This window comes from Synechococcus sp. W65.1 (assembly GCF_047461615.1).
Taxonomy (GTDB): domain Bacteria; phylum Cyanobacteriota; class Cyanobacteriia; order Thermostichales; family Thermostichaceae; genus Thermostichus.
In genome coordinates, this window is record NZ_JANSHI010000005.1 from 38,574 (window position 1) to 61,545 (window position 22,972).

Annotated in this window: 23 protein-coding genes and 1 tRNA gene; 15 read left to right on the forward strand and 9 right to left on the reverse strand. The window is 59.3% G+C overall.

All coding sequences use genetic code 11. The features are described from left to right. Positions 1 to 20 precede the first annotated feature (20 nt). Complete coding sequence (gene pdhA, locus NW806_RS03965; protein WP_414410107.1) at positions 21 to 1,022, forward strand: pyruvate dehydrogenase (acetyl-transferring) E1 component subunit alpha; 1,002 nt, start codon at positions 21 to 23, stop codon at positions 1,020 to 1,022. A 192-nt stretch (positions 1,023 to 1,214) separates the two neighbouring features. Beyond that, positions 1,215 to 2,795 (forward strand): NAD(P)H-quinone oxidoreductase subunit 4, encoded by a 1,581-nt coding sequence (locus tag NW806_RS03970; RefSeq protein WP_414410108.1) that lies wholly within the window; start codon positions 1,215 to 1,217, stop codon positions 2,793 to 2,795. Positions 2,796 to 2,916: 121 nt separating this feature from the next. On the opposite strand, the gene NW806_RS03975 is transcribed toward NW806_RS03970, so the two are convergent. Together NW806_RS03975 and NW806_RS03980 are read right to left on the reverse strand one after the other, a co-directional pair. After that, complete coding sequence (locus tag NW806_RS03975) at positions 2,917 to 3,096, reverse strand: hypothetical protein (RefSeq protein ID WP_414395327.1); 180 nt, start codon at positions 3,094 to 3,096, stop codon at positions 2,917 to 2,919. Positions 3,097 to 3,600: 504 nt separating this feature from the next. After that, positions 3,601 to 4,599: an ABC transporter substrate-binding protein gene (locus tag NW806_RS03980; protein ID WP_414410109.1), complete on the reverse strand. Its 999-nt coding sequence runs from the start codon at positions 4,597 to 4,599 to the stop codon at positions 3,601 to 3,603. A gap of 130 nt (positions 4,600 to 4,729) precedes the next feature. Between NW806_RS03980 and cobA the strand changes: the two genes are divergently transcribed. Genes cobA through grxC form a run of 4 tightly spaced genes read left to right on the forward strand, consistent with a single transcriptional unit; the run spans position 4,730 to position 10,227 of the window. After that, a complete protein-coding gene (gene cobA, locus NW806_RS03985; RefSeq protein ID WP_414410110.1) occupies positions 4,730 to 6,238 on the forward strand; it encodes a uroporphyrinogen-III C-methyltransferase in 1,509 nt (502 codons plus the stop codon). A 36-nt stretch (positions 6,239 to 6,274) separates the two neighbouring features. After that, the gene (gene menB / locus NW806_RS03990; RefSeq protein WP_414395320.1) at positions 6,275 to 7,099 is read left to right on the forward strand and encodes a 1,4-dihydroxy-2-naphthoyl-CoA synthase; all 825 of its coding nucleotides are present in this window, start codon (positions 6,275 to 6,277) and stop codon (positions 7,097 to 7,099) included. A 44-nt stretch (positions 7,100 to 7,143) separates the two neighbouring features. Next, positions 7,144 to 9,930, forward strand: coding sequence for a DNA polymerase I (polA, locus tag NW806_RS03995; protein WP_414410111.1), 2,787 nt, complete (start codon positions 7,144 to 7,146; stop codon positions 9,928 to 9,930). Between the two features lie 36 nt (positions 9,931 to 9,966). Continuing rightward, on the forward strand, positions 9,967 to 10,227 hold the full coding sequence (gene grxC, locus NW806_RS04000; RefSeq protein WP_099884243.1) for a glutaredoxin 3: 261 nt from the start codon (positions 9,967 to 9,969) through the stop codon (positions 10,225 to 10,227). Between the two features lie 69 nt (positions 10,228 to 10,296). Here grxC and NW806_RS04005 read toward each other — a convergent pair whose 3' ends face one another. Further along, positions 10,297 to 10,593, reverse strand: a complete 297-nt coding sequence (locus NW806_RS04005; protein WP_414410112.1) for a DUF2470 domain-containing protein — start codon at positions 10,591 to 10,593, stop codon at positions 10,297 to 10,299. Positions 10,594 to 10,703: 110 nt separating this feature from the next. Here NW806_RS04005 and NW806_RS04010 point away from each other — a divergent pair, with 110 nt between their 5' ends. The 5 genes from NW806_RS04010 (at position 10,704) to NW806_RS04030 (ending at position 13,377) form a co-directional block, all read left to right on the forward strand. Beyond that, on the forward strand, positions 10,704 to 11,135 hold the full coding sequence (locus NW806_RS04010; protein ID WP_414405078.1) for a DUF29 domain-containing protein: 432 nt from the start codon (positions 10,704 to 10,706) through the stop codon (positions 11,133 to 11,135). Between the two features lie 8 nt (positions 11,136 to 11,143). Beyond that, a complete protein-coding gene (locus tag NW806_RS04015) occupies positions 11,144 to 11,605 on the forward strand; it encodes a DUF29 domain-containing protein (protein ID WP_414410113.1) in 462 nt (153 codons plus the stop codon). 384 nt (positions 11,606 to 11,989) lie between these two features. Continuing rightward, a complete protein-coding gene (locus tag NW806_RS04020; RefSeq protein ID WP_414395304.1) occupies positions 11,990 to 12,265 on the forward strand; it encodes a hypothetical protein in 276 nt (91 codons plus the stop codon). Between the two features lie 113 nt (positions 12,266 to 12,378). Further along, entirely contained in the window at positions 12,379 to 13,047 is a 669-nt protein-coding gene (locus tag NW806_RS04025) for an RNA-guided endonuclease InsQ/TnpB family protein (RefSeq protein WP_414410114.1), read from the forward strand. Between the two features lie 63 nt (positions 13,048 to 13,110). Then, on the forward strand, positions 13,111 to 13,377 hold the full coding sequence (locus tag NW806_RS04030) for a hypothetical protein (RefSeq protein ID WP_414405075.1): 267 nt from the start codon (positions 13,111 to 13,113) through the stop codon (positions 13,375 to 13,377). A 51-nt stretch (positions 13,378 to 13,428) separates the two neighbouring features. Here NW806_RS04030 and NW806_RS04035 read toward each other — a convergent pair whose 3' ends face one another. Continuing rightward, the gene (locus tag NW806_RS04035) at positions 13,429 to 14,793 is read right to left on the reverse strand and encodes a CRTAC1 family protein (RefSeq protein WP_414395298.1); all 1,365 of its coding nucleotides are present in this window, start codon (positions 14,791 to 14,793) and stop codon (positions 13,429 to 13,431) included. 66 nt (positions 14,794 to 14,859) lie between these two features. Between NW806_RS04035 and rpsT the strand changes: the two genes are divergently transcribed. Further along, complete coding sequence (gene rpsT / locus NW806_RS04040; protein WP_414410170.1) at positions 14,860 to 15,165, forward strand: 30S ribosomal protein S20; 306 nt, start codon at positions 14,860 to 14,862, stop codon at positions 15,163 to 15,165. Positions 15,166 to 15,205: 40 nt separating this feature from the next. Here rpsT and NW806_RS04045 read toward each other — a convergent pair whose 3' ends face one another. Beyond that, entirely contained in the window at positions 15,206 to 15,649 is a 444-nt protein-coding gene (locus NW806_RS04045; protein ID WP_414395293.1) for a hypothetical protein, read from the reverse strand. Positions 15,650 to 15,790: 141 nt separating this feature from the next. Between NW806_RS04045 and NW806_RS04050 the strand changes: the two genes are divergently transcribed. Further along, positions 15,791 to 15,863: transfer RNA gene (locus NW806_RS04050), tRNA-Arg, on the forward strand. A gap of 240 nt (positions 15,864 to 16,103) precedes the next feature. Here NW806_RS04050 and hemL read toward each other — a convergent pair. From hemL to NW806_RS04065, 3 genes are all read right to left on the reverse strand, one after another. Further along, entirely contained in the window at positions 16,104 to 17,411 is a 1,308-nt protein-coding gene (hemL, locus tag NW806_RS04055; protein ID WP_414395291.1) for a glutamate-1-semialdehyde 2,1-aminomutase, read from the reverse strand. A 31-nt stretch (positions 17,412 to 17,442) separates the two neighbouring features. Further along, a complete protein-coding gene (gene ispG, locus NW806_RS04060) occupies positions 17,443 to 18,687 on the reverse strand; it encodes a (E)-4-hydroxy-3-methylbut-2-enyl-diphosphate synthase (RefSeq protein WP_414410115.1) in 1,245 nt (414 codons plus the stop codon). A 140-nt stretch (positions 18,688 to 18,827) separates the two neighbouring features. Then, positions 18,828 to 19,355: a bifunctional nuclease family protein gene (locus NW806_RS04065; protein WP_414395286.1), complete on the reverse strand. Its 528-nt coding sequence runs from the start codon at positions 19,353 to 19,355 to the stop codon at positions 18,828 to 18,830. A gap of 65 nt (positions 19,356 to 19,420) precedes the next feature. Here NW806_RS04065 and NW806_RS04070 point away from each other — a divergent pair, with 65 nt between their 5' ends. Next, a complete protein-coding gene (locus tag NW806_RS04070) occupies positions 19,421 to 20,197 on the forward strand; it encodes a cobalt-precorrin-6A reductase (protein WP_414410116.1) in 777 nt (258 codons plus the stop codon). On the opposite strand, the gene NW806_RS04075 is transcribed toward NW806_RS04070, so the two are convergent. Further along, positions 20,194 to 20,550 carry a single-stranded DNA-binding protein gene (locus NW806_RS04075; RefSeq protein ID WP_414395280.1) on the reverse strand — a complete coding sequence of 119 codons (357 nt, stop codon included), beginning with the start codon at positions 20,548 to 20,550 and terminating at the stop codon, positions 20,194 to 20,196. The two genes, NW806_RS04070 and NW806_RS04075, sit on opposite strands and share 4 nt — an antisense overlap. A 209-nt stretch (positions 20,551 to 20,759) precedes the next feature. Here NW806_RS04075 and NW806_RS04080 point away from each other — a divergent pair, with 209 nt between their 5' ends. Then, on the forward strand, positions 20,760 to 22,916 hold the full coding sequence (locus NW806_RS04080) for an NAD(P)H-quinone oxidoreductase subunit 5 (protein ID WP_414410117.1): 2,157 nt from the start codon (positions 20,760 to 20,762) through the stop codon (positions 22,914 to 22,916). Positions 22,917 to 22,972 lie beyond the last annotated feature (56 nt).

Below are 22,972 nucleotides of genomic sequence, written 5' to 3' on the forward strand. Positions count from 1 at the left end.
ACCCTCAATTGAATTTCAGAATGGTTCAGGAACTTACCCCTCCCGTGGCTAGTCCCCGCATCTCCGCCGAAGAGGCTCGAATGCTCTACGAAGACATGGTGCTGGGCCGCCTGTTTGAGGACAAGTGCGCCGAGATGTACTACAAGGGCAAGATGTTCGGCTTTGTGCACCTCTACAACGGGCAGGAGGCTGTGTCCACGGGGGTGATCAAGGCGCTCAAGCCCACCGACTACATCTGCAGCACCTACCGGGATCACGTGCATGCCCTCAGCGCTGGGATCCCGCCGCGAGCGGTGATGGCGGAGCTCTTCGGCAAGGCCACTGGCTGCAGCAAGGGTCGGGGCGGCTCCATGCATCTGTTTTCGGCAGAGCACAACTTTTTGGGAGGCTATGCCTTTGTGGCCGAAGGGATCCCTGTGGCTACAGGGGCAGCGTTTTCGGCCAAGTACCGCGGCACTGACCAGGTAACCGTCTGCTTTTTTGGGGATGGGGCCTGCAACAACGGCCAATTTTACGAATGTCTCAACATGGCCGCCCTCTGGAAGTTGCCTATCGTCTACGTGGTGGAGAACAACTTTTGGGCTATTGGCATGGCCCACAGGCGTGCCACTTCGGTAACCGACATCTACCTCAAGGGCCCAGCCTTTGGCATGCCTGGCTACCAAGTAGACGGCATGGACGTGCTGGCGGTGCGGGAAGCAGCTGAACAGGCCATCGCCCGCGCCCGTGCCGGAGAAGGCCCCACTCTCCTGGAGTGCCTCACTTACCGCTTCCGCGGCCATTCTTTGGCTGACCCCGACGAGCTGCGCAGCCCCGAAGAAAAGGAATTTTGGCGGCAGCGGGATCCCATCAAACGCCTGGAGCGCTACGCCTTGGAACACAACTTGATGACTGAGGCGGACTTCCAGGCCATTCACGAGAAAGTGAGCGCCGTAGTGGAAGACGCAGTCCTTTTTGCCCTGGAAAGCCCAGAGCCCACCCTAGACGAGTTGCACCGCTTTGTTTTTGCCGAAGATGAGTAGCTAGGCATTGGGGCAGCGCAGCTTGCCCTCGGGCCGCCATCGCCGCTCTCTTGCCAAGCCTTGATGCTTACCATCAGAGAAACCTTGTCCAGGTCTGCGCTCTTGCGCAGATTTTTTTGTAAAGGTCGCTTTCCATTTGTTTACATAGCTTCATATCATTGAGATGTTGAGTATAAGTACCTATTCTCAATCATGAGCAGTCCTCTTGAGTTTCCTTGGCTGTCGGCCCTGGTGCTGCTGCCACTGCTGGGTGCCTTCGGGATCCCCCTGCTTCCCCAGAGCTGCTGGGCGCGTTGGTATGCCCTTGCCGTGGGGGCTTTGGATTTGGGCCTGATGGCCTACATCTTTGGGTGGCACTACGACCTGCGGGATTTTTCGCTGCAACTGGCCGAGCGTTACGCCTGGGTGCCCCAGATCGGGTTCCACTGGTCGCTGGCGGTGGACGGCCTGTCCTTCCCGCTGGTGCTGCTGTCGGGCTTGATTACGACTCTGGCGATTGTGGCAGCTTGGGAGGTGGCCTACAAGCCGCGTCTATTTTTCTTTTTGCTGCTGCTCCTGTACGGCGCCCAGGTGGGTGTGTTCTTGGCGCAGGATCTGCTCCTCTTTTTCTTGATGTGGGAGATTGAGCTAGTGCCTGTTTATCTCCTCATCGCCATCTGGGGCGGGCCGCAGCGCCAGTATGCTGCCACTAAGTTCATCCTCTACACCGCTGCTGCTTCGATCTTTATCTTGGTGGGATCCCTGACAATGGCCTTTGCTGGCGAGGGCTTTAGCCTGGAGATGGCAGAGCTAGGTGCTAAGTCATACCCGCTGGCCCTGCAGATCTTGGCGTATACGGCTTTCCTCATGGCCTTCGGGGTCAAGCTCCCGATTTTTCCCCTCCACACTTGGCTGCCCGATGCCCACAGCGAAGCCTCGGCGCCCATCTCTATGATCCTGGCCGGGGTACTGCTCAAGATGGGGGGCTATGGCCTCATCCGCCTAAACGCGAATCTCCTAGCGGAGGCCCACGTGTACTTTGCCCCGGTGCTGGCGGTGCTGGGGGCAGTGAACATCATCTATGGGGCGCTGGCGGCCTTGGGACAAAACCACCTCAAGCGGCGGCTGGCCTACTCCTCCATTGCCCACATGGGCTTTGTGTTGATTGGCATGGCAACTTTTACGGAGCTGGGGCTTAATGGTGCTCTGCTGCAGATGATCTCCCACGGGCTGATCGCGGCGGTGCTCTTCTTCCTAACAGGGATCACCTATGAGCGCACCCACACCCTTTTTCTGGAGAAGTTGGGAGGATTGGCCAAGCAACTGCCCAAGACCTTTGCCCTGTTTACGGCAGGAGCTTTGGCCTCTTTGGCGCTGCCGGGGATGAGCGGCTTTGTGGCCGAGCTGACGGTATTTTTGGGCTTGACCACCAGCGATGCCTATGCACCAGCCTTCAAAGCAGGGGTGGCGCTGCTGGCGGCAGTGGGTCTTATCTTGACGCCTGTCTACTTGCTTTCTCTGCTGCGGCAGACTTTCTATGGCCCTTCGGATCCCAGCCTGGTGCTGGAAGAGTACCTGGGCGATCTGCGCCCGCGGGAAATGGCAGTGGCCCTCTGCCTGCTCTTGCCAATTCTTGGCATTGGCTTCTACCCACGTTTGGCTATCCAGAGCTATGATGTGACAACGGTGGCGGTGGCAGCCCACTTGCGCAGTGCCCTGGCAACGGAAATTGCCCAGCGGCCCCTTTTGCCAGCGCAACCAGCTCAGGTAGCAGCGCTGCCCACCCGCAACTGAGAACTTTGCGGCTTGCTTAACAGGAAGAGCTGGTACTTTTCAGCTCTTCTTTTGCTTTTTTTAATGTTTGAGCTTGGACTTGAGGGGGAGGATGTCTTCAACCCTGCTGGGGGTGTTAACTCTAGCGAGGATCGGAAGGAATAGAGTTGTGTTCCATCAGGTTGAGTTGCACCACCAGCCACCATAGGGTGATGTCGGAGTAGGTTCCCCGCTGCTTCAGACGGGAGATAGAGTGAACCGGGTTTTGGCTGTCGATCATCCACTCCGAAGCAATGATTTGGCTACGTTCGCGGGCTTCCATTTTTTCTCTCCCCTTGCCAACTCTCAAAGCTTGAGATAGCTCCTATTTTCAGGATGGCGAATTTGGCGGGGAGCGTGTGAAAAAATATATTACGCGGGGATCCCAAGGAGAGCTAACTTTCTTAGCAATTGCAATCCCAGGGGCCAGTTAGTTGGGCGCTTGCCGACTGCGAGGGCCAGAGAAGCTTGACAAAGGGTCGAAATTTTTGCCAGGGGGGTAGGGATACCCTGACGGTAAGCCGATCCAAAATCTCATCGTGGGAGAGGCCTTTGCGAACCCATCCTTCACAGCTGTGCAGCCGCTGGGCGGCGCCGAGGAGAAAGCGGTTGAGAGGTGGTCTGTACGCAGACTAGATCCCGTCCTGAAAGCACCAAGAAGAAGCCCGCCAGTATCCCCCCTCCAGATCCATTTTGGTTCCCCAGAGCTTGCAGGCTATGGCCAACGCTATCGGCTTGGATGGCAACGACCCTCTGCCCCACTGGTGGCCGCCAAGCTTGGCGGTGATTAGGCAATCTGGCTAGGAAGAAAGTCAAGGGTGTAGGCTTGCTGGACGTCCAAGCCAGCTTCGACGACTCCCAGGGCAACCATTTCCTGAAAATAGGTCTGCCAGCGCTGGTGGGTCATGGCGCCGATCCCCAGGGTAGCCGCGTCGCCGGCAGTGAGGAGGCCGTAGTCTTTTAGGGCCTGGTGGGCGTAGGCCAAGAGGGCCTCGCTCATGTTGGGGTTGTCCTCGCGGATGAGGCGGTTGCCGGGGCGGGGATCCTCTAGGTAGCTTTGCCACCCTTCAATGGAGGCGGCCACAAACTTGCGCACTTGGTCAGGGTGCTGTTCGGCAAAGGGGCGGGTGGTCTCCAAGGTAGTGGCATAAGGGGAATAGCCGTAGTCGGCCAAGAGAAAGACAACGGGATCAAAACCGCCCTCCTGGCGCACGCGGAAGGGCTCGGAGGTGACATAGCCCTGCTGGGCGGAATACTTGTCCAGCAGGAAGGGGGTGAGGCTGAAGTTGTAGGGGCGCTTTTGGCTGTCGCTAAAGCCAAATTTGGCCCGCAAGAAAGGCCAGTAGGTGAGGTTGGCCCCTGGCGAGACCCAAATGGGCTTGCCCCGCAAGTCCTCTAGGCGCTCGATGCCCACCCCCGGATGGGCCAAGAGACACTGGGGATCCTTTTGGAAAAAGGCAGCCACGGTGAGCACTGGAATCCCGGATTGCAGGGCAGCCAGGGCGTCAGGACTGCCGCCAAGAACAAAGTCCGCCGCTCCCCCCGCCAGGAGTTGCAGCACGTTGACCGCTGCTCCCCCCATGCGGATTTCTACCTGCAGGCCGTAGTCGGCGTAGATGCCCAGGGCCAGGGCTTGGTAGAAGCCGCCGTGTTCGGCTTGGGCATACCAGTTGGTTACTAGCCGCAGAGGCCGGGATTGGCGGGATCCCGCTCCCACCGCCAGTAGAGCAGCTCCAGCAGCCAGAAACTGCCGGCGCGGCCAAGGCTTTGCAACAGCGTTCGCCATGGGCTTCCACGCTTTTCCGTCAAGGGGCAGGGCTCTTCTTAGCCTAGCTGGAAGATTGGAGAGAGGGGGCTAAGATCCTGCTTTTGCGGCAGGATGGGATAGTTGAGACCAAAGACAGCAGCACATCCCCATGGGCAAGGTGTATCTGGTGGGAGCGGGGCTGGGCGGGCGGGCGGGTCTGACGCAAGGGGCGCTGGAGATCCTGCGGCAGGCCGAGGCGGTTTGGGTGGATGAGCTGGTGGACGAGCGCTTGTTGGCGGAGTTGTCCCCGCAGGCTCAGGTGTGGCGACGTTCCGGAGAAGCGGGTTTGCAGGAGGGCATTCGCTGGCTCATCCAGCGCTGCCGAGAAGGCAAGCAGGTGGTCCACCTCAAGTCGGGGGATCCCTTGATCTTTGGCCGCGCCCGTGAGGAAGTGCAGGCCCTGCGGGAGGCAGGCTGTCCGTTTGAGATCTGGCCAGGCTTGTCGTCGGCCCTAGCCGGCCCTTTGTGGGCTGGGATCCCGTTGACCGATAAACACCTGAGCCGCGCCTTTGCCGTGCTGACTGCCCATGAGCTGGAAGCTCTGCCCTGGGGCGCTCTGGCCCAGTTGGATACGCTGGTGATTTTGATGGGATCCCGGCAGCGGCAGCAGATTGCGGCCCAGTTGATGGCAGCGGGGATCCCGCCGGAGCGAGCGGCGGCCCTGATCTGGGGGGCGGGGCAGGCGGAGCAGCGGGTTTGGGTGGGCACCTTGGCGGAGCTGCAGCAAGGGGAAGGAGGAGAGCTAGAAGCTGGGGAGAAGCTGCCGGCGCTCTTGGTAGTGGGCGAGGTGGTGCGGCTGCGGCAGGAATTTTTGCCGGGGATCCCACCGTTGCCGCCACCGGCTCCTTTGGCAGGCAAGACGGTGCTGGTCACCCGTGCTGAGGGGCAGTCGCCGGCTTTTCGCGAGCTGCTGCGGGCTCAGGGGGCGCGGGTGGTGGAGATGCCTGCCCTGGTGATCCAGCCTCCTAGCAGTTGGGATCCCCTGGACACCGCCATTGCCAACTTGCAACAGTTCAACTGGCTGCTGCTGACTTCGGCCAATGGGGTGCAGGCTTTTTTCGAGCGGCTGCAGCAGCAGGGGCGAGATAGCCGGGCGCTCCACTCCCTGCAAGTGGCGGTGGTGGGATCCAAAACGGCGGCGGTGCTGGCTCAGTATGGCATCCGCCCAGATTTGATGCCTTCCGAGTTTGTGGCCGAAGCCTTGCTGCCCATTTGGCCGGAGCCGGTGCAGGGGCAGCGCATCCTCTTTCCCCGCGTCGAATCTGGAGGCCGGGAGGAGCTGGTGCAAGGGCTGCGGCAACGCGGAGCCGAGGTGGTGGAGGTGGCCGCTTATCAATCGACCTGTCCGGCAGCGGCGGATCCCCAAGTCCTGGAAGCCCTAAAGACCCGCCAGGTGGATATTCTCACCTTTGCCAGCTCCAAAACAGTGCAGCATTTTGCCCATCTCCTGCGCCAGGCAGGGCTAGGCCCTGAAGTCTGGGATCCACCGGTACAGATTGCTGCCATCGGCCCCAAAACGGCGGAAACCTGCAAGAAGGTCTTAGGGCGGGTAGATGTGGTGGCTCAGGAGTACACCCTGGAAGGGCTGTTGGGATCCCTCCTCCGGGCCACCCCCTAGCGGGATAATGGGAGGGCAGTCGGGACTCTGGACACCATGTGGCAGACGGCCAAGCTCTACGAAGACATCCTCTACGAGAAGACGGATGGCATTGCCAAGATCACCATCAACCGGCCCCACAAGCGCAATGCCTTCCGCCCCAAGACCATCGTCGAAATGATTGATGCCTTTCTGGATGCGCGGGAGGATCCCAGTATTGGAGTCGTGCTCTTGACGGGCGCCGGGCCCCATACGGATGGAAAGTATGCTTTCTGCGCCGGCGGGGATCAGAGCGTGCGGGGAGAGGCCGGCTACCTGGATGAGGCCGGGGTTCCCCGTCTTAACGTCTTGGATCTCCAGCGCATCATCCGCTCCCTGCCCAAGGTGGTGATTGCCCTAGTGGCTGGCTACGCCATTGGTGGGGGCAATGTTTTGCATCTCATCTGCGACCTGACCATCGCTGCTGACAACGCCATCTTTGGCCAGGCCGGGCCAAGGGTGGGCAGCTTCGACGGCGGCTTTGGGGCCAGCTACCTGGCGCGGGTGGTGGGACAAAAAAAAGCGCGCGAAATCTGGTTTCTTTGCCGCCAGTACACCGCAGCGCAAGCCCTGGAGATGGGCCTGGTCAATGCGGTGGTGCCGGTGGAGGAACTGGAAGCCGAAGGGATCCGCTGGGCGCGGGAGATCCTCCAACACAGTCCTCTGGCCATCCGCTGCCTCAAGGCTGCTTTCAACGCCGATTGCGACGGCCAGATGGGACTGCAGGAGCTGGCGGGAGACGCGACGCTCTTGTATTACATGACCGAGGAAGCTGCCGAGGGCAGACGCGCTTTTTTGGAGAAGCGTCCTCCCAACTTTCGCCAGTTTCCCTGGCGGCCCTAGGGGGCAGCAAACGATAGGCTGGACTCAGTTGTTGGTCTTGGCCGATGGCTTCCCACCCTCCGAGGCTGCTTTTGGTCGATGGCCACTCCCTGGCCTACCGCTCTTTTTACGCCTTTGCCCATAGCCGCGAGGGGGGCTTGCGCACCTCCACCGGGATCCCGACCAGTGTCAGCTTTGGCTTTTTGAAATCGCTACTGGAGGTCTTGGAGAAATACCCCCCCACCCACATAGCTGTTGCCTTTGATACCCGGCAGCCCACCTTTCGCCACGAGGCCGATGAAACCTACAAAGCAGGCCGTCCGGAAACGCCGCCGGAGTTTATTGAGGATGTGGAAAACCTCAAGCAGGTGTTGGCGGCGCTGCGCATTCCGATTTTGGCAGTGCCCGGCTTTGAGGCTGACGACGTTCTGGGTACGCTCTGCAGGCTTGCCCCCCAAGAGTATCGGGTGCAGATCTTAAGCGGCGACCAGGATCTCTTTCAGTTGATTGACCCCGAGGGAAGAATTCGGGTTCTGCATCTCAACAGCAAAGATCGCGTCAGCGAATTTGGCCCCCAAGAGGTCAGAGAGAAATTGGGCATCTGGCCTTGGCAGGTGGTCGACTACAAAGCCCTCTGTGGTGACCCCTCCGACAACATTCCCGGCGTCAAGGGGATCGGCCCCAAGCGAGCGGCAGAGCTCTTACAGCGCTACGGCAGCTTGGAGGAGATTTTCAACCATCTGGAGGAGATCCCTGGCAAAGTCCAGCAGTACCTCAAGGAAGGGATCACCGCAGCCCAGCACTCCCAATTTCTGGCTCGGATTCACTGTGATGTCCCCCTTTTGCCCGACTGGGAGAGCATGAGGCTGACCGGGTTTGACCCGGCGGAAGTGCTGCCGCTTTTGGAGAAACTAGAGTTTCGCAGTTTCATTGCTCAAGTGCGCAAGCTGCAAGCCACTTTGGGCGGGATCCCAGCCCAAGCCTCTGAAGCCAGGACAGGTTCAAAGAATGGCTCTGCCGACGACGAGGCCCTTTGGTTTGATTTTGCTGCACATCCCCCCCCTTCTCTGCCGCCGGTACGCATTGTGAATACCCCTGAGCAGTTGGAGCGGTTGCGGCAGGAGCTGTTGGCCTGCTCCGGGATCGTAGCCTGGGACACGGAAACCACGAGTCTAGATCCCCGCGACGCCCAACTGGTGGGGATTGGCTGCTGTTGGTCGGAGCGGGATGTTGCCTATTTGCCCATTGGCCACCGCCAGGGATCCAACTTGGACTGGAACCTAGTCAAACAGAGCCTACAGCCCATTTGGGAGGATCCCAGTCGCCCCAAAAGCCTGCAAAACTGCAAGTATGATCTCAGTATTTTTCGCGCTCATGGCATTCGCCTACAAGGGATCCAATTTGATCCCATGTTGGCTAGCTATGTGCTCAATCCAGAAGCTAGCCACAACTTGGCTGATTTGGCAGCTACCTATCTAAATTTACCCACCACCAGCTATGAAAAGCTGCTGGGCAAAGCAGACTCCATTGCCGATCTGCCTATCCCCAAAGTGGCAGAATATTGCGGAACCGACGCCTACTGCGCCTATCGTTTGGTGCCCATCCTCACCGAAAAGCTACAGCAAACTGACCCACGCCTCTGGAATCTTTTTATCCAGGTGGAGCTGCCCTTGGCTCACGTTTTGGAAGAAATGGAGTGGGTCGGCATCCGCATTGACACTGAGTTTCTCAAGCAGTTTTCTCAGGAACTGGAGAAAGAGCTGCAGACTCTGGAGCAGAAAGCCTACGCCCAAGCAGGCGAGGTTTTTAACCTCAACTCTCCCAAGCAACTGGGATCCCTGCTTTTTGAAAAGCTAAAGCTAGATATCCGAAAAACTCGCAAGACAGCCACCGGCTACTCCACCGATGCTTCGGTTTTGGAGAAGCTGGAAGGAGATCACCCAGTTGTTGAAACGATTCTCCAGTACCGCACTCTGGCCAAGCTCAAATCCACCTATGTGGACGCGCTGCCAGCTCTGGTAAGACGCGATACGGGCAGGGTGCACACCAACTTCAACCAGACTGTTACCGCTACTGGCCGACTCAGCTCCTCTAACCCCAACCTGCAAAACATCCCCATCCGCAGCGAGTTCAGCCGCCGCATTCGCCAGGCCTTCATTCCCCAGGAGGGGTGGTTGTTGGCCTCAGCTGACTACTCACAAATTGAGCTGCGCATCTTGGCCCACCTCAGCCAAGAGCTGACGCTCATCGAGGGCTTTCGCTCAGGGGAAGATGTGCACACCCTTACCGCTCGCTTGCTCTTTGAAAAACAAGAGGTAACTAGCGAAGAACGCCGCCTTGCCAAGACAATCAATTACGGAGTTATTTACGGCATGGGGGCGCAGCGTTTTGCCCGCACTGCCGGCGTGTCTCTGGCAGAAGCCAAGGAATTTTTGCGGCGATTTAACGAGCGCTATGCTGGTGTTTTTGCCTATCTCCGCGCCACCGAAGCCTTTGTGGAAGAACATGGCTATGTGGAAACCATCTTGGGCCGCCGTCGCTATTTCCCCAATTTGTCTCAGCTGTCGGGCCATCGCAAACAAGCTGAGCTGCGGGCTGCGGTGAACGCCCCCATTCAGGGGTCTGCCTCAGACATCATCAAGGTGGCCATGGTGCGCCTGCAGGAAAAGCTGCAGAGCTTTCGCTCGCGTTTGCTGTTGCAGGTTCACGACGAGCTGGTGTTTGAAGTAGAGCCCTCAGAATGGCAGGACTTACAGCCACTCATTCAAAGAGAAATGGAAGGGGCAGTGCCCCTCTCCATACCGCTGGTGGTGGATATCCAAATCGGCCACAACTGGAAGGAGGCCAACTGAAATGTTAAGCTATGTGAAAGCGTTCGTTCTCTCCCTATGGCTGTTGAGATCTACACATGGCGTTTTTGTCCCTTCTGCATTCGCGCCAAGCAACTGCTAGACCGTAAGGGAGTCAAGTACATCGAATACGCCATCGATGGGGACGAGGCAGCGCGAGCGGAGATGGCCAAGCGGGCCAACGGGCGCCGGTCAGTGCCCCAGATTTTTATCAACAACCAGCACATCGGCGGCTGCGACGACCTCTACGCCCTTGAGGCCCAGGGCAAGCTAGATCTGCTCCTGCAGCAGGCTACCTAGATCCGTCCCTTGCTCGGGGCCTCGGCTAGCTACTTGAGGCAGACGGATGCACGGGCAAGGAGACTCAGCTTAGACACTGCCCTGCTTAACCCGAGCGCGTGCTTGTTTCAACATGGCAATCAGGGTGTGGTGGGCATCTTCGGAATCCTTGAGGGGGTGATCAAAGGGAATGCGCAGCGTTTGTACGGCTCCGTCAACCTCTACCTGCAAATCCATCCCTTCCGAGTCGATAGCCTGCATGCGGGCCTGGGTCACCCCTTCCACCTGACCGAAGACTCTGGCATAGAGCACTAGGGCATCGGCGTGGTCTTCGTTCATGTGCTTGCAGATGCGCTCGCTAACCTGAGGGGTGAGAGGGTCGGCCATAGAAGTGAGAGTTGCAAAAGGGATGTCCAGGTTTTAGTCTAGCGGACTCTTGGCTCAAATGAATCTTTTCACAGGCAAGGCCCAGCAGCTGAAACCAGACGGGGGTGGACATGCAGCTTTACGAGCGTGACTTCTATGCCTGGACCCAGGAGCAGGCGACGCTGCTGAGATCGGGCCGACTGGAGCAGCTAGATACTGAGCACTTGGCAGAGGAAATCGAGGCTTTGGGTAGACAAGAGCGCCGCGAATTGGTCAATCGACTGGGGATCCTGCTGGGACACCTCCTCAAGTGGCAGTTTCAGCCCCAGCTTCGCGGTAAAAGCTGGCAGGCTACGATCATCGAACAGCGGCAGGATATCCAGGAACTCATTGCGGAGAGTCCCAGCCTCAAATCTTATCTAGCTGAAGCGATGGAGAAGGCCTATCGCAAAGGACTGCTCCTGGTGGTGAGAGAAACGCCCCTCTCTCTACAGGATTTGCCTGATCAGTGTCCCTACACGTTTGAGCAAGTGATGGATCCCAGCTTTTACCCTGAAAAATAGGAGTGAGTATGCAGCTTTACGAGCGCGACTTCTATGCCTGGACCCAGGAGCAGGCGGCACTGCTGAGGTCGGGGCAGTTGGAGCGACTGGACAGAGTTCATTTGGCAGAGGAAATTGAGGCTTTGGGCAGGCAGGAGCGCCGGGAACTGGTCAATCGACTGGGGATCCTGCTAGGCCATTTGCTGAAATGGCAGTTCCAACCCCACTTGCGAGGTAAAAGCTGGCGAGCAACCCTTAGCGAACAACGCCGCCAAATTCAGCGACTCCTCAAAGAGAGTCCTAGCCTCAAACCGGAGCTGGCGGCAGCTCTGGCAGAGGCTTACCAAGACGGGATCCTGCTCGTAGTAAAGGAAACACCGCTTGCTGAAGACGACCTGCCCGCCGAGTGCCCCTACACTCTTGAGCAAGTGGTAAATCTCGGCTCAAAGGGCTTTGCTCGCCCTCGAGAAATGCCGCCTCTTGCAACCTGACAGAGAAAGCTGGGTTGTCCAGACCAATCTGTCCCCCAAGAGCTGCAACCAGAGCTTTGGGAGGGCCGACACCAGCAGGCCGAGAAGCTTATCACTGCTCATGCCAACACACTGAGAATCTTAATAACAACGGCAGGCCTCAAGGCTCACGAAAGCTGAAGTGAATTCCTCCTCGTGCTAGCGGGACAGGGTTCCTCTAGGGGGCAAGTGCTGCTAGGCTTTGCGCTCCGCGCCGCTAACGCGAGCAAGACTGAGCTCAGGCTCAACAACAAACAGCGGACACTGACAGCCCAACATGCCGGTGTAGCCCGCCGTGCCTACAACTAGGGCCTGGCCATCTGCCAACAGGCCATTGAGGCCAAGCCGAAACTACCCACGGCCAAAGTGCTCCGCACCGCTGTCGCGAACGACCTGCACAAGCGGCTGGTGGTGGGGGTCAAGAAGGCCAACCCCTGGTACTACCAAGTCTCCAAGTGCGCCCCGCAGCAGGCACTCCGCAGCTTAGAGCAAGCCTGCGCGCTACGCGCCGCTGACGCGAACAAACGCTGGCGGAGTGGACTGGGCCGGTTTCCCCGCTTCAAGCGCAAGGGGGTACGGGACAGCTTTTATCTCGAAGGCAACATCCACATCTCCGGCAACCGCATCAAGGTACCTATCTAAGGCCTCCGGCCCGCTTGGTGAGTGGCTGGTTACGCTGTGCGGAGATCCCCCCTACTGCCACCCCCCAGAACGTCGTGATCAGCCTGCGGGCTGGGCGGTGGTACATCTCTTAAGTGCTACGCACCGCTGAAGCGAACAAGTACGAGGCCCTGTCTCCGCAGGTTGAGGAGACGGGGGATGGGGTGGGGGTGGGCTCGGGCGTGAACCAGCTGGCCACCTGCGCCAGTGGGGAAATGTTTGATAACCCCAAGCCCTACCGCAAAGCCCAGAAGCGCTTGGTGAGGCTGCATCGGCGGCTGAGTCGCAAGCAAAAGGGATCCGCCAACCGCAAGAAGGCAGTGGTGCAGCTTGCTAGGGCCCACAAACGGGTGGCGGACATACGACTAGACAACTTGCACAAGCTGACCAGCTACTTGGCCAAGAAGTACCGGGTGGTGGTGATTGAGGACTTGCAGGTAAAAAACCTCCTCAAGAATCACCGCCTGGCCGGATCTTTAGCCGATTGTGGCTTCTATGAGTTAAGGACTCCGTCCCGCTATCGCGAACGGCGACAGCTAGAGTACAAGGCCCAACTCTACGGCTGTCAGTTGGTGGTGGTGAATAGGTTTTATCCATCCAGCCAACTGTGTTCACGGTGTGGGCACCGACAGAAGATGCCACTTTGCCAGCGGGTGTTTCGGTGTGAAAGGTGCGGCCTGGAGATCGACAGGGATCTGAATGCTGCTCGAAAGCTACATGCTGCGGCACCTAAGCCGCTGCAAAGATCAAGCCAGGAGAGCTGAATAGGATAGAGATCCGCAGGAGCTAGTTAGCCAGCAGGTGCGCTATTTCCAGCGGCTTTATGTTTGGCGCCTGCCGAGGCAGAGTTGACCTGGCTGCAAGCCCCAGCGCGCTTGACCGATGAAGAAATTCTCACGCTGGTTCGAGAGGTGTTTTTGCCCTTGGGGATCGATGGTTTTCGCCTCACCAACGGCGAACCTCTGCTCAGGCTGGGCTCAGATGTGGCCCTCACACCAACAGCTTCAACCTCAGTCAAAAAGCCCAACTTCTCTATGGGGCGGGGCTACGCTGCATCAATGATCACAGATTGGGATCGCTGGCAGCAGATCTAGGCCAGAATCCAAGTTGCCCACCAAGTGGGGTTCGATGTTTCAGATTAGCGACTAGCCAGGATAGGGGATCCGCAGAAGCTGGTTAACAGGGGGGTTGACCACTTGCACTTCTTTCCCGTCCGGCCACTGGATCTGGATTTCCTTGACCACCGTCTCGGATCCTAGGCCAAAGTGGGCCACCGGCTCCATTTGGCAGAGGTAGCCGCTGCCGGCATCGATGGGCCGAATCTGCAGGCGGCCAGGAGTTACTAGCCGCACCAGAGCGCCGCGGGCTGGGGATCCCTGGCGAGTTAGAGGCAAGACCCTCAGCCAGTTATTGGCATTAGCCAGGGGCCGGTAAAAGCTTAGAGGCTGGGCGCCCGATTCCCCGTGGGCAATGAGCAGCTCCAGGCGCCCATCCCCATCCACATCCGCCACCGCCGCGCCTGTCCCCAGTCCCTGGGGCTCAGCCGCCTCCCCAATATCGATGGCCTGCCAGGAGCCAGAGCGCCAGCCAAACAGGCGGTTGGGCTCGCCGATGTTGTTAAAAAACAGCTCCGGGTAGCCGTCGTTGTCGAAGTCGGCAGCGATGACCGTGCGGATGCGGGAGGGCCTGGCCAGCTCGGGGGGAGCCACGTTTTTGAAAATGCCACTGGGGGTTTGGATCCAGAGGCGATGCGGCCCTTCCCAATTGCCGTACACCAAGTCCAGCCGCCCGTCCCCATCCAGATCCACTGCTGCCACGCCGCGCCCGTGCTCGTTGGGATCCGCCAGCCCCACCTCGGCGGCGATTTCCTCAAAGGTGCCATCCCCGCGGTTGCGGAACAAAAAATTGGGCCCCTGCTCGTTGACGGCGAAAATATCCATCCGCTGGGAGACCAGAGGCACGGCCACCAGCCCTCGCCCACCTGTAATCCGGTTCACCCCCGCCTCGGGCGCTACATCAGCGATCATCTGGTTGGAGCCCAGCTCGTAAAGCCGCATGGGGCCACCGTAGTTGGCGACGAAGAAGCCGTACTGTCCCCGGCCCAGGCGATCCACACAGGCCACCGAGCGTCCGGCAGTGAGGTTGAGGGCATCTTGGTTGTGGGGCAGCGAGAACAGATCCACCCAGCGGGAGCCCTGCCAGTCGAAGAGGCGATCCCCAAAGCGCTTGCGCCCGCCGAAAGTATCGGTATTCAAAACGTAGAGTTCTTCTTGGCCGTCACCGTCAAAGTCGCCAGCAGCTACCCCAATGGCCATGCGCCCCGCATCGGCCAGGGTGTCGTCCACCAGATCCACCAGCGCCTGCCCGTTCCACTTCAAAACCCGGTTCGGGCCGCGGAAGCCGCACACAAATAGCTCAAAAGCCCCGTCCCGATCCAAGTCGCAAACGGCAACCCCATAGAAAAGGGCAGGCGGGTTGAACTGGATGAGGGAGCTGCAATCGCAAAACATGGGGATCCCGTCCGACGGCTGGAGGGGGATGGTATGCTGGATCTTCGCTGTTCTTCCCTTTCAACCATGCCACGTACCAAATCCGCTATCAAGCGCCTCAAGATTGCCGAGCGAAACCGACTGCGCAACAAGGCTACCAGGGCCATGGTGCGCGCGCTCATGAAGAAGGTGATCTCTCTCTCTTCTGCCTACGCGGCCAACCCTCAGCCGGAAACCCTGCAGGAGATCCAGGCGGCAATGAGCGCTGCCTTTAGCCGCATCGACAAAGCGGCCCAAAAAGGCGTTCTGCACAAAAACACCGCTGCTCGTCGTAAGGCTCGTCTGTCCCGGATTGTGCAACGCTCGATAGCTGCTGCTCCTAGCTCCTCCTAGGTCAGCATCTGAGAGGCCTTGCCAGCCGGGATGCCTTCTGTTAGCAGGGATCCAGGGTGCACACCAGCCAGCGCCGCAGAGGGTGCCAGGCAGGCAAAGACAGGATCCAGCGGGACTGTTGCTCGAGCATCTGGCGCTCGAAGGGGTAAAGCCCAAACAGCTCGTAGCGGCTTTGGGCAACTAGGATCCCTACGGTGAAACTGACGCAAAGCAACAGGCCAAAGGTGGGCCAGCTAGGGCGGTAAAAGAGGGCATAGCGCAGGCCCGTCCAGGTGAAGTGTTGCCAGAGGCGGAGGAGATCTGCCCGCAGCGCCCAAAGACTAGGGATCCCGACCAACAGCCACAGCAGGCCCAAAAAGACGAAACTGCCGCCGTGGTAGAGCCGCAGCAAGCGTCTAGCTGCCGGCGAGAGGGATTCCAGGCCGGGAGGGACGCGAACGGCTTTCTTCTCCTCAACGAAGCTAGGATCAGGGGGCAGTGGCATAGGGATCCCTCCTGTAGGCGTAGAAAGCACCTGTTGAAAGCAGGCCTTTGTCATCATAGGGCTAAAGGTTCTTTGACGATCCTTGGGGCAACCGACCTTCCGGTAGGCAAGCTTCCCAAGGCTATAATGACTCTGGATTCTGCCTTGCTAGCTCAATGGATAGAGCACCGACCTTCTAAGTCGATGGTTGCAGGTTCGAGTCCTGCGCAAGGCGCTGGGCAAATTCCCCACAAGCTGGAGCTGGCCTCTAGCCGTATTTGAAGAACGAGGGCTGGAGCAACGGTGCCTCCCAGGGGCAGTAGCCTCTGCCTAGGGCACCCCTATGCACTCCCTGTAGCTTGCCAAGAGGAAGAACCCCTACCCTCCAAGGCTGGGAAGAGCGTTAAGCCGCCTCCAGGGAAGAACCTGGCTCTGGTCTCCCCAATCCAACGCTGCCCAGAGCGAGTGCAGGAGCCTAGAGGGCCCGCAGCACCTCCCGCGCTGCCTCCAGGGTTCTTTCCACATCAGCCTCCGTGTGGGCCAGGGAAGTAAAGCCCGCCTCAAACTGCGAGGGCGCCAGATACACCCCCCGCTCCAGCATGCCGCGGTGAAAACGGGCAAACTTTTGCAAGTCTGACTGCCTGGCTTCCTCGTAGTTGCGCACTGGGCCGGCAGTGAAAAAGAAGCCGAACATGCCCGGTAGATAACCTCCGCACATTTCGTGCCCAGTCTCCCGGGCAATCTCCAGCAGCCCTGTCAGCAGCTTCTCAGTAATGCGCTCCAGATACTCATAGGTGCCTGGGCGGCGCAAAATCTCGAGCGTCTTGATGCCGGCAGTCATGGCTAGAGGGTTGCCGGACAGCGTACCCGCCTGGTACATTGGCCCCGCGGGCGCTACCATCTCCATGATTTCCCGCCGACCGCCATAGGCGCCTACCGGCAGGCCACCGCCGATGACCTTACCCAGGGTGGTTAGGTCAGGGATGACGCCAAACTTGCCCTGGGCGCCACCGTAGCTGATGCGAAAGCCGGTCATCACCTCGTCAAACACCAGCAGAGCGCCATACTTTCGGGTGAGCTCGCGCAAGCCTTCCAAAAAGCCTGGCTGCGGTGGAATAAAGCCAGCATTGCCCACCACCGGCTCGAGGATCACGCCGGCAATCGAATCAGGATACTGCTCGAACAGCGCCTTGACCGCCTCTAGGTCGTTGTAGGGAGCCGTCAGCGTAGCACTGGTAGCCGCCTTGGGCACCCCTGGCGAGTCCGGTAGGCCCAGAGTAGCCACTCCCGAGCCAGCCTTGACCAAGAACATGTCCGCATGGCCGTGGTAGCAGCCCTCGAACTTGATCACCTTTTCCCGGCCCGTGTAGGCTCGCATCAGGCGCAGCGCTGCCATACAGGCTTCGGTGCCGGAGTTCACAAAGCGCACCATCTCCACGCTGGGCACCGCTTCGATCACCCGCTCCGCCAGCTCGTTTTCCAGAACAGAAGGGGCGCCAAAGCTGGTGCCTTTCTCCAGAGCCTGCCGCAATGCCTCAATGACTTCAGGATGAGCGTGGCCCACAATGGCTGGCCCCCAACTGCCGATGTAGTCGATGTACTGGTTGCCGTCCACATCCCAGGCGTAGGCCCCTGAGACTCGGTCAAACACGACGGGATCCCCGCCCACAGACTTGAAGGCGCGCACCGGTGAGCTAACCCCGCCGGGCATCAACTGCTGGGCGCGGGCGAAGATCTCTCTGGAGCGGGCGGTATTAAAAGTGGGACGAAGAGTGCTGGTCATAGTAGGGCGGCTACTCGAGGTACTTCCTAGGCTAACAGGAAGGGGAGCTGGCTTTTAACTTTCCAGGCGGATCCACCCAGCGACCATCGGCTTTGATGAGCTCGATCAAAGCCTGGACAGCCTCCGATTCCGGTACTCTTTTCACTTCTTCTTTGCCGCGGTAGAGGGAAATCACTCCTGGCGTCCTGCCCACATAGCCGTAGTCGGCATCGGCCATTTCCCCAGGCCCGTTGACAATGCAGCCCATGACGGCAATGTCGAGGCCCACCAGATGCTGGGTTGCCGCCCGCACCTTCTGCAGCACTTCCTCCAGGTTGAAGAGGGTACGCCCACAGGAAGGACAGGCCACGTATTCCACCATGGTCTTGCGCAGGTTGAGAGCCTGCAAAATACCATAGGCCACCGGGATCTCTTTTTCCGGCGCTTCCGTGAGAGAGACGCGGATGGTGTCGCCAATCCCTTCGGCCAAGAGCGTCCCGATCCCTACCGCTGACTTGATGCGGCCGTACTCTCCATCCCCAGCCTCGGTTACACCCAGATGGAAGGGATAGTTTAGCCCTAGGGCGTCGAAGCGGCGAGCTGCCAAGCGGTAGGCGGCCAACATCACCTGGGGACGGGAAGCCTTGAACGAGAGAACCACATTGTGGAAGTCTTGCTCAGCGCAGATCTCGGCATACTCCAGGGCCGATTCCACCATCCCCTCAGGCGTGTCACCGTAGAGAAAGAGCATCCGCTCCGCAAGGGATCCGTGGTTGACGCCAATGCGCAGGGCTTTGTTCTGGGCCTTGAGGGCTTGTACAAGGAGGACAAAGGCCTCGCGGATCTCGCTGCGGATGGCCTCTAGCTCAGCTTTTGTGTACTCCGTGCGCCCCGGCTGCGGCTTCTCCACAACGAACAAGCCAGGATTGATGCGCACTTTGTCAACGTACTTGGCCACTTCCAGGGCCACCTTGAGACCGTTGTGGTGGACGTCAGCCACCAGCGGCACTGGCTTGTAGGTTTGAATCAGCCTCTCCCGAATGACCTCCATGGCCTTGGCGTGGGCCAGGCTGGGAACGGCAACCCGCACGATTTCCGAGCCCGCTTCGTGCAGCCGGCGAATTGCAGCCACCGCCGCGTCGATATTGAGCACGTCTTCGTTGATCATCGACTGCACCACCACTGGGTGCTGGCTGCCGATCAACACCTCGCCAACTGCCACCGTGCGGGTGGGGCGACGGGGGTAGACCGGTTCTGGGTAGGGCTGCTGGGGGTTGGGCCGCTCCAGAGTTGGCATAGCTTGCTCAAAAGGGCTGCTCTAGCTTGATTGTAGGCGGAAACGTCCCCCTAGCGGCTACCCTTAGAAAGGCTTTCCAGGCAGCTCACCGCCTGCCCTACCCAGCTCAACTCCAGCAGACGGGGAAAAAAGACAGTGACTTAGCTGTCTGCCTCTGTGGGGGAATCCGTCGGGTAGTCTGGGAGGGGTCGGTTGCGAATAAAGTCTCTGGGCGTTACGTTTTCCACAAACTTGCGGAAGGCCTCCCGCTCCGCTTCATCGGCATCCTGATTCATGGGGATCGAGGCTTCGGCAATGACCTCCTCTACCGTCCAGATGGGGGCGTGGGCTCGCAGAGCCAGGGCAATACCATCGCTGGGACGGCAGTCGATCTCCTGCTTTTTGTCACCGCTAACGGTAACCAGCACCGCATAAAAAGTGTTGTCCAGCAAGGCGTGGATAATGACCCGCTCCAGCTTGATTCCCCAGGCCTTCCAGGAGTTGAGGATAAGATCGTGGGTCATGGGACGGAGCGGCTTCTGATCATCCAACGCTTGCAAAATGGCATTGGCTTCTGCTTTTCCTACCCAGATAGGCAGAGCACGACGCCCATGGGTATCGCGCAGGATGACAATGGGGCTCTGGTTAACGGCATCAACCGCAATCCCAGCCACCTCCATCTCAATCATGGTCAACTGCCTCCAGCCTTTGGATCTCGATCGTATCTACGGGCAGAAAACTTTGGCAACACGGCATGAGCTTAATCGGGAAATCAAGGGCGGTAGCTCTCCTTGGCGGCACCCGTGAAAGCCGCTGCATAGCCCTGGCCCTTAGTCAAGAAGGGATCCCCTGGATAGTCACGGTTACCACGGAAAGGGGCAGCCGGCTCTACCAGGGTTTGCCGGGTCAGGTGATGGTCACCCGCTTCTCGGCTGCATCTTTGGAACAATTCCTGCGAGAGTACCGGATTGGCGTGCTGGTGGATGCCTCTCATCCCTTTGCCCAGCAGATCTCGCAACTGGCCATTCAGGTAACAGCCCAAGTTGGGATCCCCTACCTGCGCTACGAACGCCCTTCGGAAAATCTAGAGCCCTGGGTGCAGGTAGTGCCGGACTGGCAGGCAGTCCTAGCCGAGAGCGTGCTGGCGGGACGGCGGGTGCTCTTGACGGTGGGAGTGAAGCCGTTGCCCTTGTTTGTCCCCTGGCAGAATCGCTGCCAGTTGTACGCGCGGGTGCTGCCGGAGTCAGTTTCCCAGGCAGTGCAGGCTGGGATTGCTGCTGAGCGGGTGATTAGCAGGCGTTTGCCCCTTAGCTTTGAGGAGGAACTGCAGCTTTGGCGGAAGCTAGAGCCCCAAGTGGTTATCAGTAAGAACTCTGGAGAAGCCGGCGGTCTTCTCATTAAGCAGGCCGTGGCCAAAACCCTGGAGATCCCCCTCTTGGTGATCCAGCGGCCTTCCTTAAGCTACCCCTGGTGTAGCCAGGATTTGGCTGAGGTGGTGCGGGAGTGCAAGCGTCGGTTGGAGAGGACTTAGAACGGCTCCTCTACCGGTAGCTCAGGCTCACGATCCTGACGGGATCCCAGCAGCTCCAGCCGCTCCACGGCAATAACGGGCCGCTGGCGCTCCTCACCTGTGGATCTATCTTTCCAGCGCTCAAACTTAAGACTGCCCGTCACCCCGACGAGGCTGCCTTTACGCACATACTCTCCGGCCACTTCAGCGGTGCGCCCCCACAGCTCCAGGTTAAACCAATCGGGCTTGTCTTCACCTTTGCGGAAGCGGTTTACCGCCAGGCTAAAGGTACACACCACCTTGCCCGACTCGAAGTAGCGCACTTCCGGATCCATACCCGCCCGGCCCACTAGGGTCACCAGGTTTAGGCTCATGGGCTTTTCTCCAGACCACTGACCGCCTTTGGCTCTAGTTGTAGCGCCTGCAAGGGCATCTTGTTGCAGGAGAGGCGTTGATTGTGTTGCAAAGATTTACAATGTCAGAAGCCCCAGAGCAACTGCCAGCCTCTATCCCGTAGGCAGATGCTCACCGGCCAGCAGGGAGGGTTTACTCCGGCAAGAGGACGCATTCAGCACCGTTGGCTATGGAATTTATCTACACATACGCCTGGTTGATCCCTGTCTATCCCTTGGTGGCAGCTTTTCTACTTGGCTTGGGCATTTTGGTGTTCAACGCCTGGACAAGGGCCAACCGGGCTCTGGCTGCCTTTTTGAGTGTATTTGCGACGGGGACGGCAATGGTCCACGCCTTTGCCCTCTTGGCCAGCCAACTCCAAGGCCATGAGACTGTCCTCAAGACCATTAGCTGGGCTCAGGCGGGCTCCTTCTCCCTCGACATGGGCTTTGTGGTGGATCACCTGAGCGCCATGATGCTGGTGGTGGTGACCACGGTGGCCTTCTTGGTGCAGATCTACTCCGACGGCTACATGGCTCAGGATCCCGGCTATGTGCGTTTCTACGCCTACCTGAGCCTATTTGCTTCCTCGATGCTGGGTCTGGTTCTTAGCCCCAACCTGGTGCAGATCTACATTTTCTGGGAGCTGGTGGGGATGTGCTCCTACCTGCTGATTGGGTTTTGGTACGACCGGCAGACGGCAGCGGAGGCAGCCCAGAAGGCATTTGTCGTCAACCGGGTGGGGGACTTTGGACTGCTGCTAGGCATTTTGGGCTTTTACTGGGTCTCCGGCACTTTTGGGTTTGAGGAGCTGGCCCACAATCTAGAACAGAGGGTGGCCAGTGGGGCGGTAAGCAGCAGCCTAGTGGCCCTCTTTGCCGTGTTGGTGTTCTTGGGGCCGGTGGCCAAGTCGGCTCAGTTTCCGCTACACGTGTGGCTGCCGGATGCCATGGAAGGTCCCACGCCCATTTCCGCCCTCATCCACGCGGCCACGATGGTGGCAGCAGGGGTATTCCTGTTGGCGCGCATGTTCCCGGTGCTGGAAGGGATCCCGCTGGCCATGGATCTCATTGCCTGGACGGGGGCAGGCACGGCTTTCTTGGGGGCCAGCATTGCCATCACCCAAAACGACATCAAAAAGGGCCTGGCCTACTCCACCATTTCCCAACTGGGCTACATGGTCATGGCCATGGGATCCGGTGCCTATGGGGCTAGCTTGTTTCACCTAGTGACCCACGCCTACTTCAAGGCGCTGCTCTTTCTGTGCTCTGGCTCGGTCATCCACGGCATGGAGGCAGTGGTGGGCCACGACCCGGTTTTGGCCCAGGACATGCGTTTGATGGGGGGCCTGCGCAAATACATGCCGGTTACGGCCATTACGTTCTTAATTGGCACGCTGGCCATCTGTGGGATCCCGCCCTTTGCCGGCTTTTGGTCTAAGGATGAGATCTTGGCTTCAGTTTTTGAGCACAACCCGGCCCTCTGGGGGGTGGGCTTCCTCACGGCAGGGATCACTGCCTTCTACATGTTCCGCATCTACTTCCTCACCTTTGAAGGGGAGTTCCGCGGCACCAACCTGAGACTGCGGCAGGAGGTAGCCGTCAGCCAAGGTCGACCGGTGCCAGCTTTTGCCTATGCGTTTGCCGAGAAGGAGGCAGCCTTTGGGCCTGGAGCCATGAACATCCACGAAAAGCCCCAGCCCAGCAGCCACCCTGAAGCTGTGGAAGACGGACACGATAGGCACGATCACGCCACCAAGCCGCATGAGTCTCCTCTGTCGATGACGATCCCGCTGGTGGCGCTGGCTGTTCCCTCGGTGCTGATTGGCTTGGTGGGTACTCCCTTTGCCAACTTCTTCGAGGCGTTCATCCATCCGCCCAGCGAGTCGGCAACAGAGGTCAGCTCCCCCTGGGCCCGGGTGGCAGCCGAGTGGCAGGGGGTGCTCGGCGGTCACTTCAACTGGACGGAGTTTGCCATCATGGCGAGCAGCTCGGTGGGCATTGGGCTAATTGGGATTGCCCTGGCCGGTCTCATCTACTGGCAGAAGCGCCTTGATCCCAGCACTTTCCCCCGCAGCCTGCAGCCGCTGTACTACTTCTCCCTCAACAAGTGGTACCTCGACGACCTCTACGAGCGCGTCTTTGTGCGGGGCACCCGCTTTGTGGCACGGGAGGCGCTGGAAGTGGACAGCCGCATTGTGGACGGGGTGGTCAACCTGACGGGACTGGTGGCGATGGTCGGCGGCGAGGTGATGAAATACCTGGAGAATGGTAAGGCCCAGTTCTATGCCTTGATCATCTTCGCGGCGGTGGTGGTGATGGTGGTACTTGCTGGGGTTGGAATTTAGGCTGGGGCAGCGCTGCCCACACTAAAAGGATCCCCTGGCCGGGGATCCTAGCTGGG

Coding starts and splice junctions, on each gene's coding strand:
- cobA (WP_414410110.1), top strand. CDS start 4,730: ATGGGCAAGGTGTATCTGGTGGGAGCGGGGCTGGGCGGGCGGGCGGGT.
- NW806_RS04080 (WP_414410117.1), top strand. CDS start 20,760: ATGGAATTTATCTACACATACGCCTGGTTGATCCCTGTCTATCCCTTG.
- ispG (WP_414410115.1), bottom strand. CDS start 18,687: ATGCCAACTCTGGAGCGGCCCAACCCCCAGCAGCCCTACCCAGAACCG.
- NW806_RS04005 (WP_414410112.1), bottom strand. CDS start 10,593: ATGGCCGACCCTCTCACCCCTCAGGTTAGCGAGCGCATCTGCAAGCAC.
- pdhA (WP_414410107.1), top strand. CDS start 21: ATGGTTCAGGAACTTACCCCTCCCGTGGCTAGTCCCCGCATCTCCGCC.
- NW806_RS04045 (WP_414395293.1), bottom strand. CDS start 15,649: ATGCCACTGCCCCCTGATCCTAGCTTCGTTGAGGAGAAGAAAGCCGTT.
- NW806_RS04035 (WP_414395298.1), bottom strand. CDS start 14,793: ATGTTTTGCGATTGCAGCTCCCTCATCCAGTTCAACCCGCCTGCCCTT.
- menB (WP_414395320.1), top strand. CDS start 6,275: ATGTGGCAGACGGCCAAGCTCTACGAAGACATCCTCTACGAGAAGACG.
- rpsT (WP_414410170.1), top strand. CDS start 14,860: ATGCCACGTACCAAATCCGCTATCAAGCGCCTCAAGATTGCCGAGCGA.
- NW806_RS04015 (WP_414410113.1), top strand. CDS start 11,144: ATGCAGCTTTACGAGCGCGACTTCTATGCCTGGACCCAGGAGCAGGCG.
- NW806_RS04010 (WP_414405078.1), top strand. CDS start 10,704: ATGCAGCTTTACGAGCGTGACTTCTATGCCTGGACCCAGGAGCAGGCG.
- NW806_RS03975 (WP_414395327.1), bottom strand. CDS start 3,096: ATGGAAGCCCGCGAACGTAGCCAAATCATTGCTTCGGAGTGGATGATC.
- NW806_RS04070 (WP_414410116.1), top strand. CDS start 19,421: ATGAGCTTAATCGGGAAATCAAGGGCGGTAGCTCTCCTTGGCGGCACC.
- NW806_RS04075 (WP_414395280.1), bottom strand. CDS start 20,550: ATGAGCCTAAACCTGGTGACCCTAGTGGGCCGGGCGGGTATGGATCCG.
- polA (WP_414410111.1), top strand. CDS start 7,144: ATGGCTTCCCACCCTCCGAGGCTGCTTTTGGTCGATGGCCACTCCCTG.
- NW806_RS03970 (WP_414410108.1), top strand. CDS start 1,215: ATGAGCAGTCCTCTTGAGTTTCCTTGGCTGTCGGCCCTGGTGCTGCTG.
- NW806_RS04065 (WP_414395286.1), bottom strand. CDS start 19,355: ATGATTGAGATGGAGGTGGCTGGGATTGCGGTTGATGCCGTTAACCAG.
- NW806_RS03980 (WP_414410109.1), bottom strand. CDS start 4,599: ATGGCGAACGCTGTTGCAAAGCCTTGGCCGCGCCGGCAGTTTCTGGCT.
- grxC (WP_099884243.1), top strand. CDS start 9,967: ATGGCTGTTGAGATCTACACATGGCGTTTTTGTCCCTTCTGCATTCGC.
- hemL (WP_414395291.1), bottom strand. CDS start 17,411: ATGACCAGCACTCTTCGTCCCACTTTTAATACCGCCCGCTCCAGAGAG.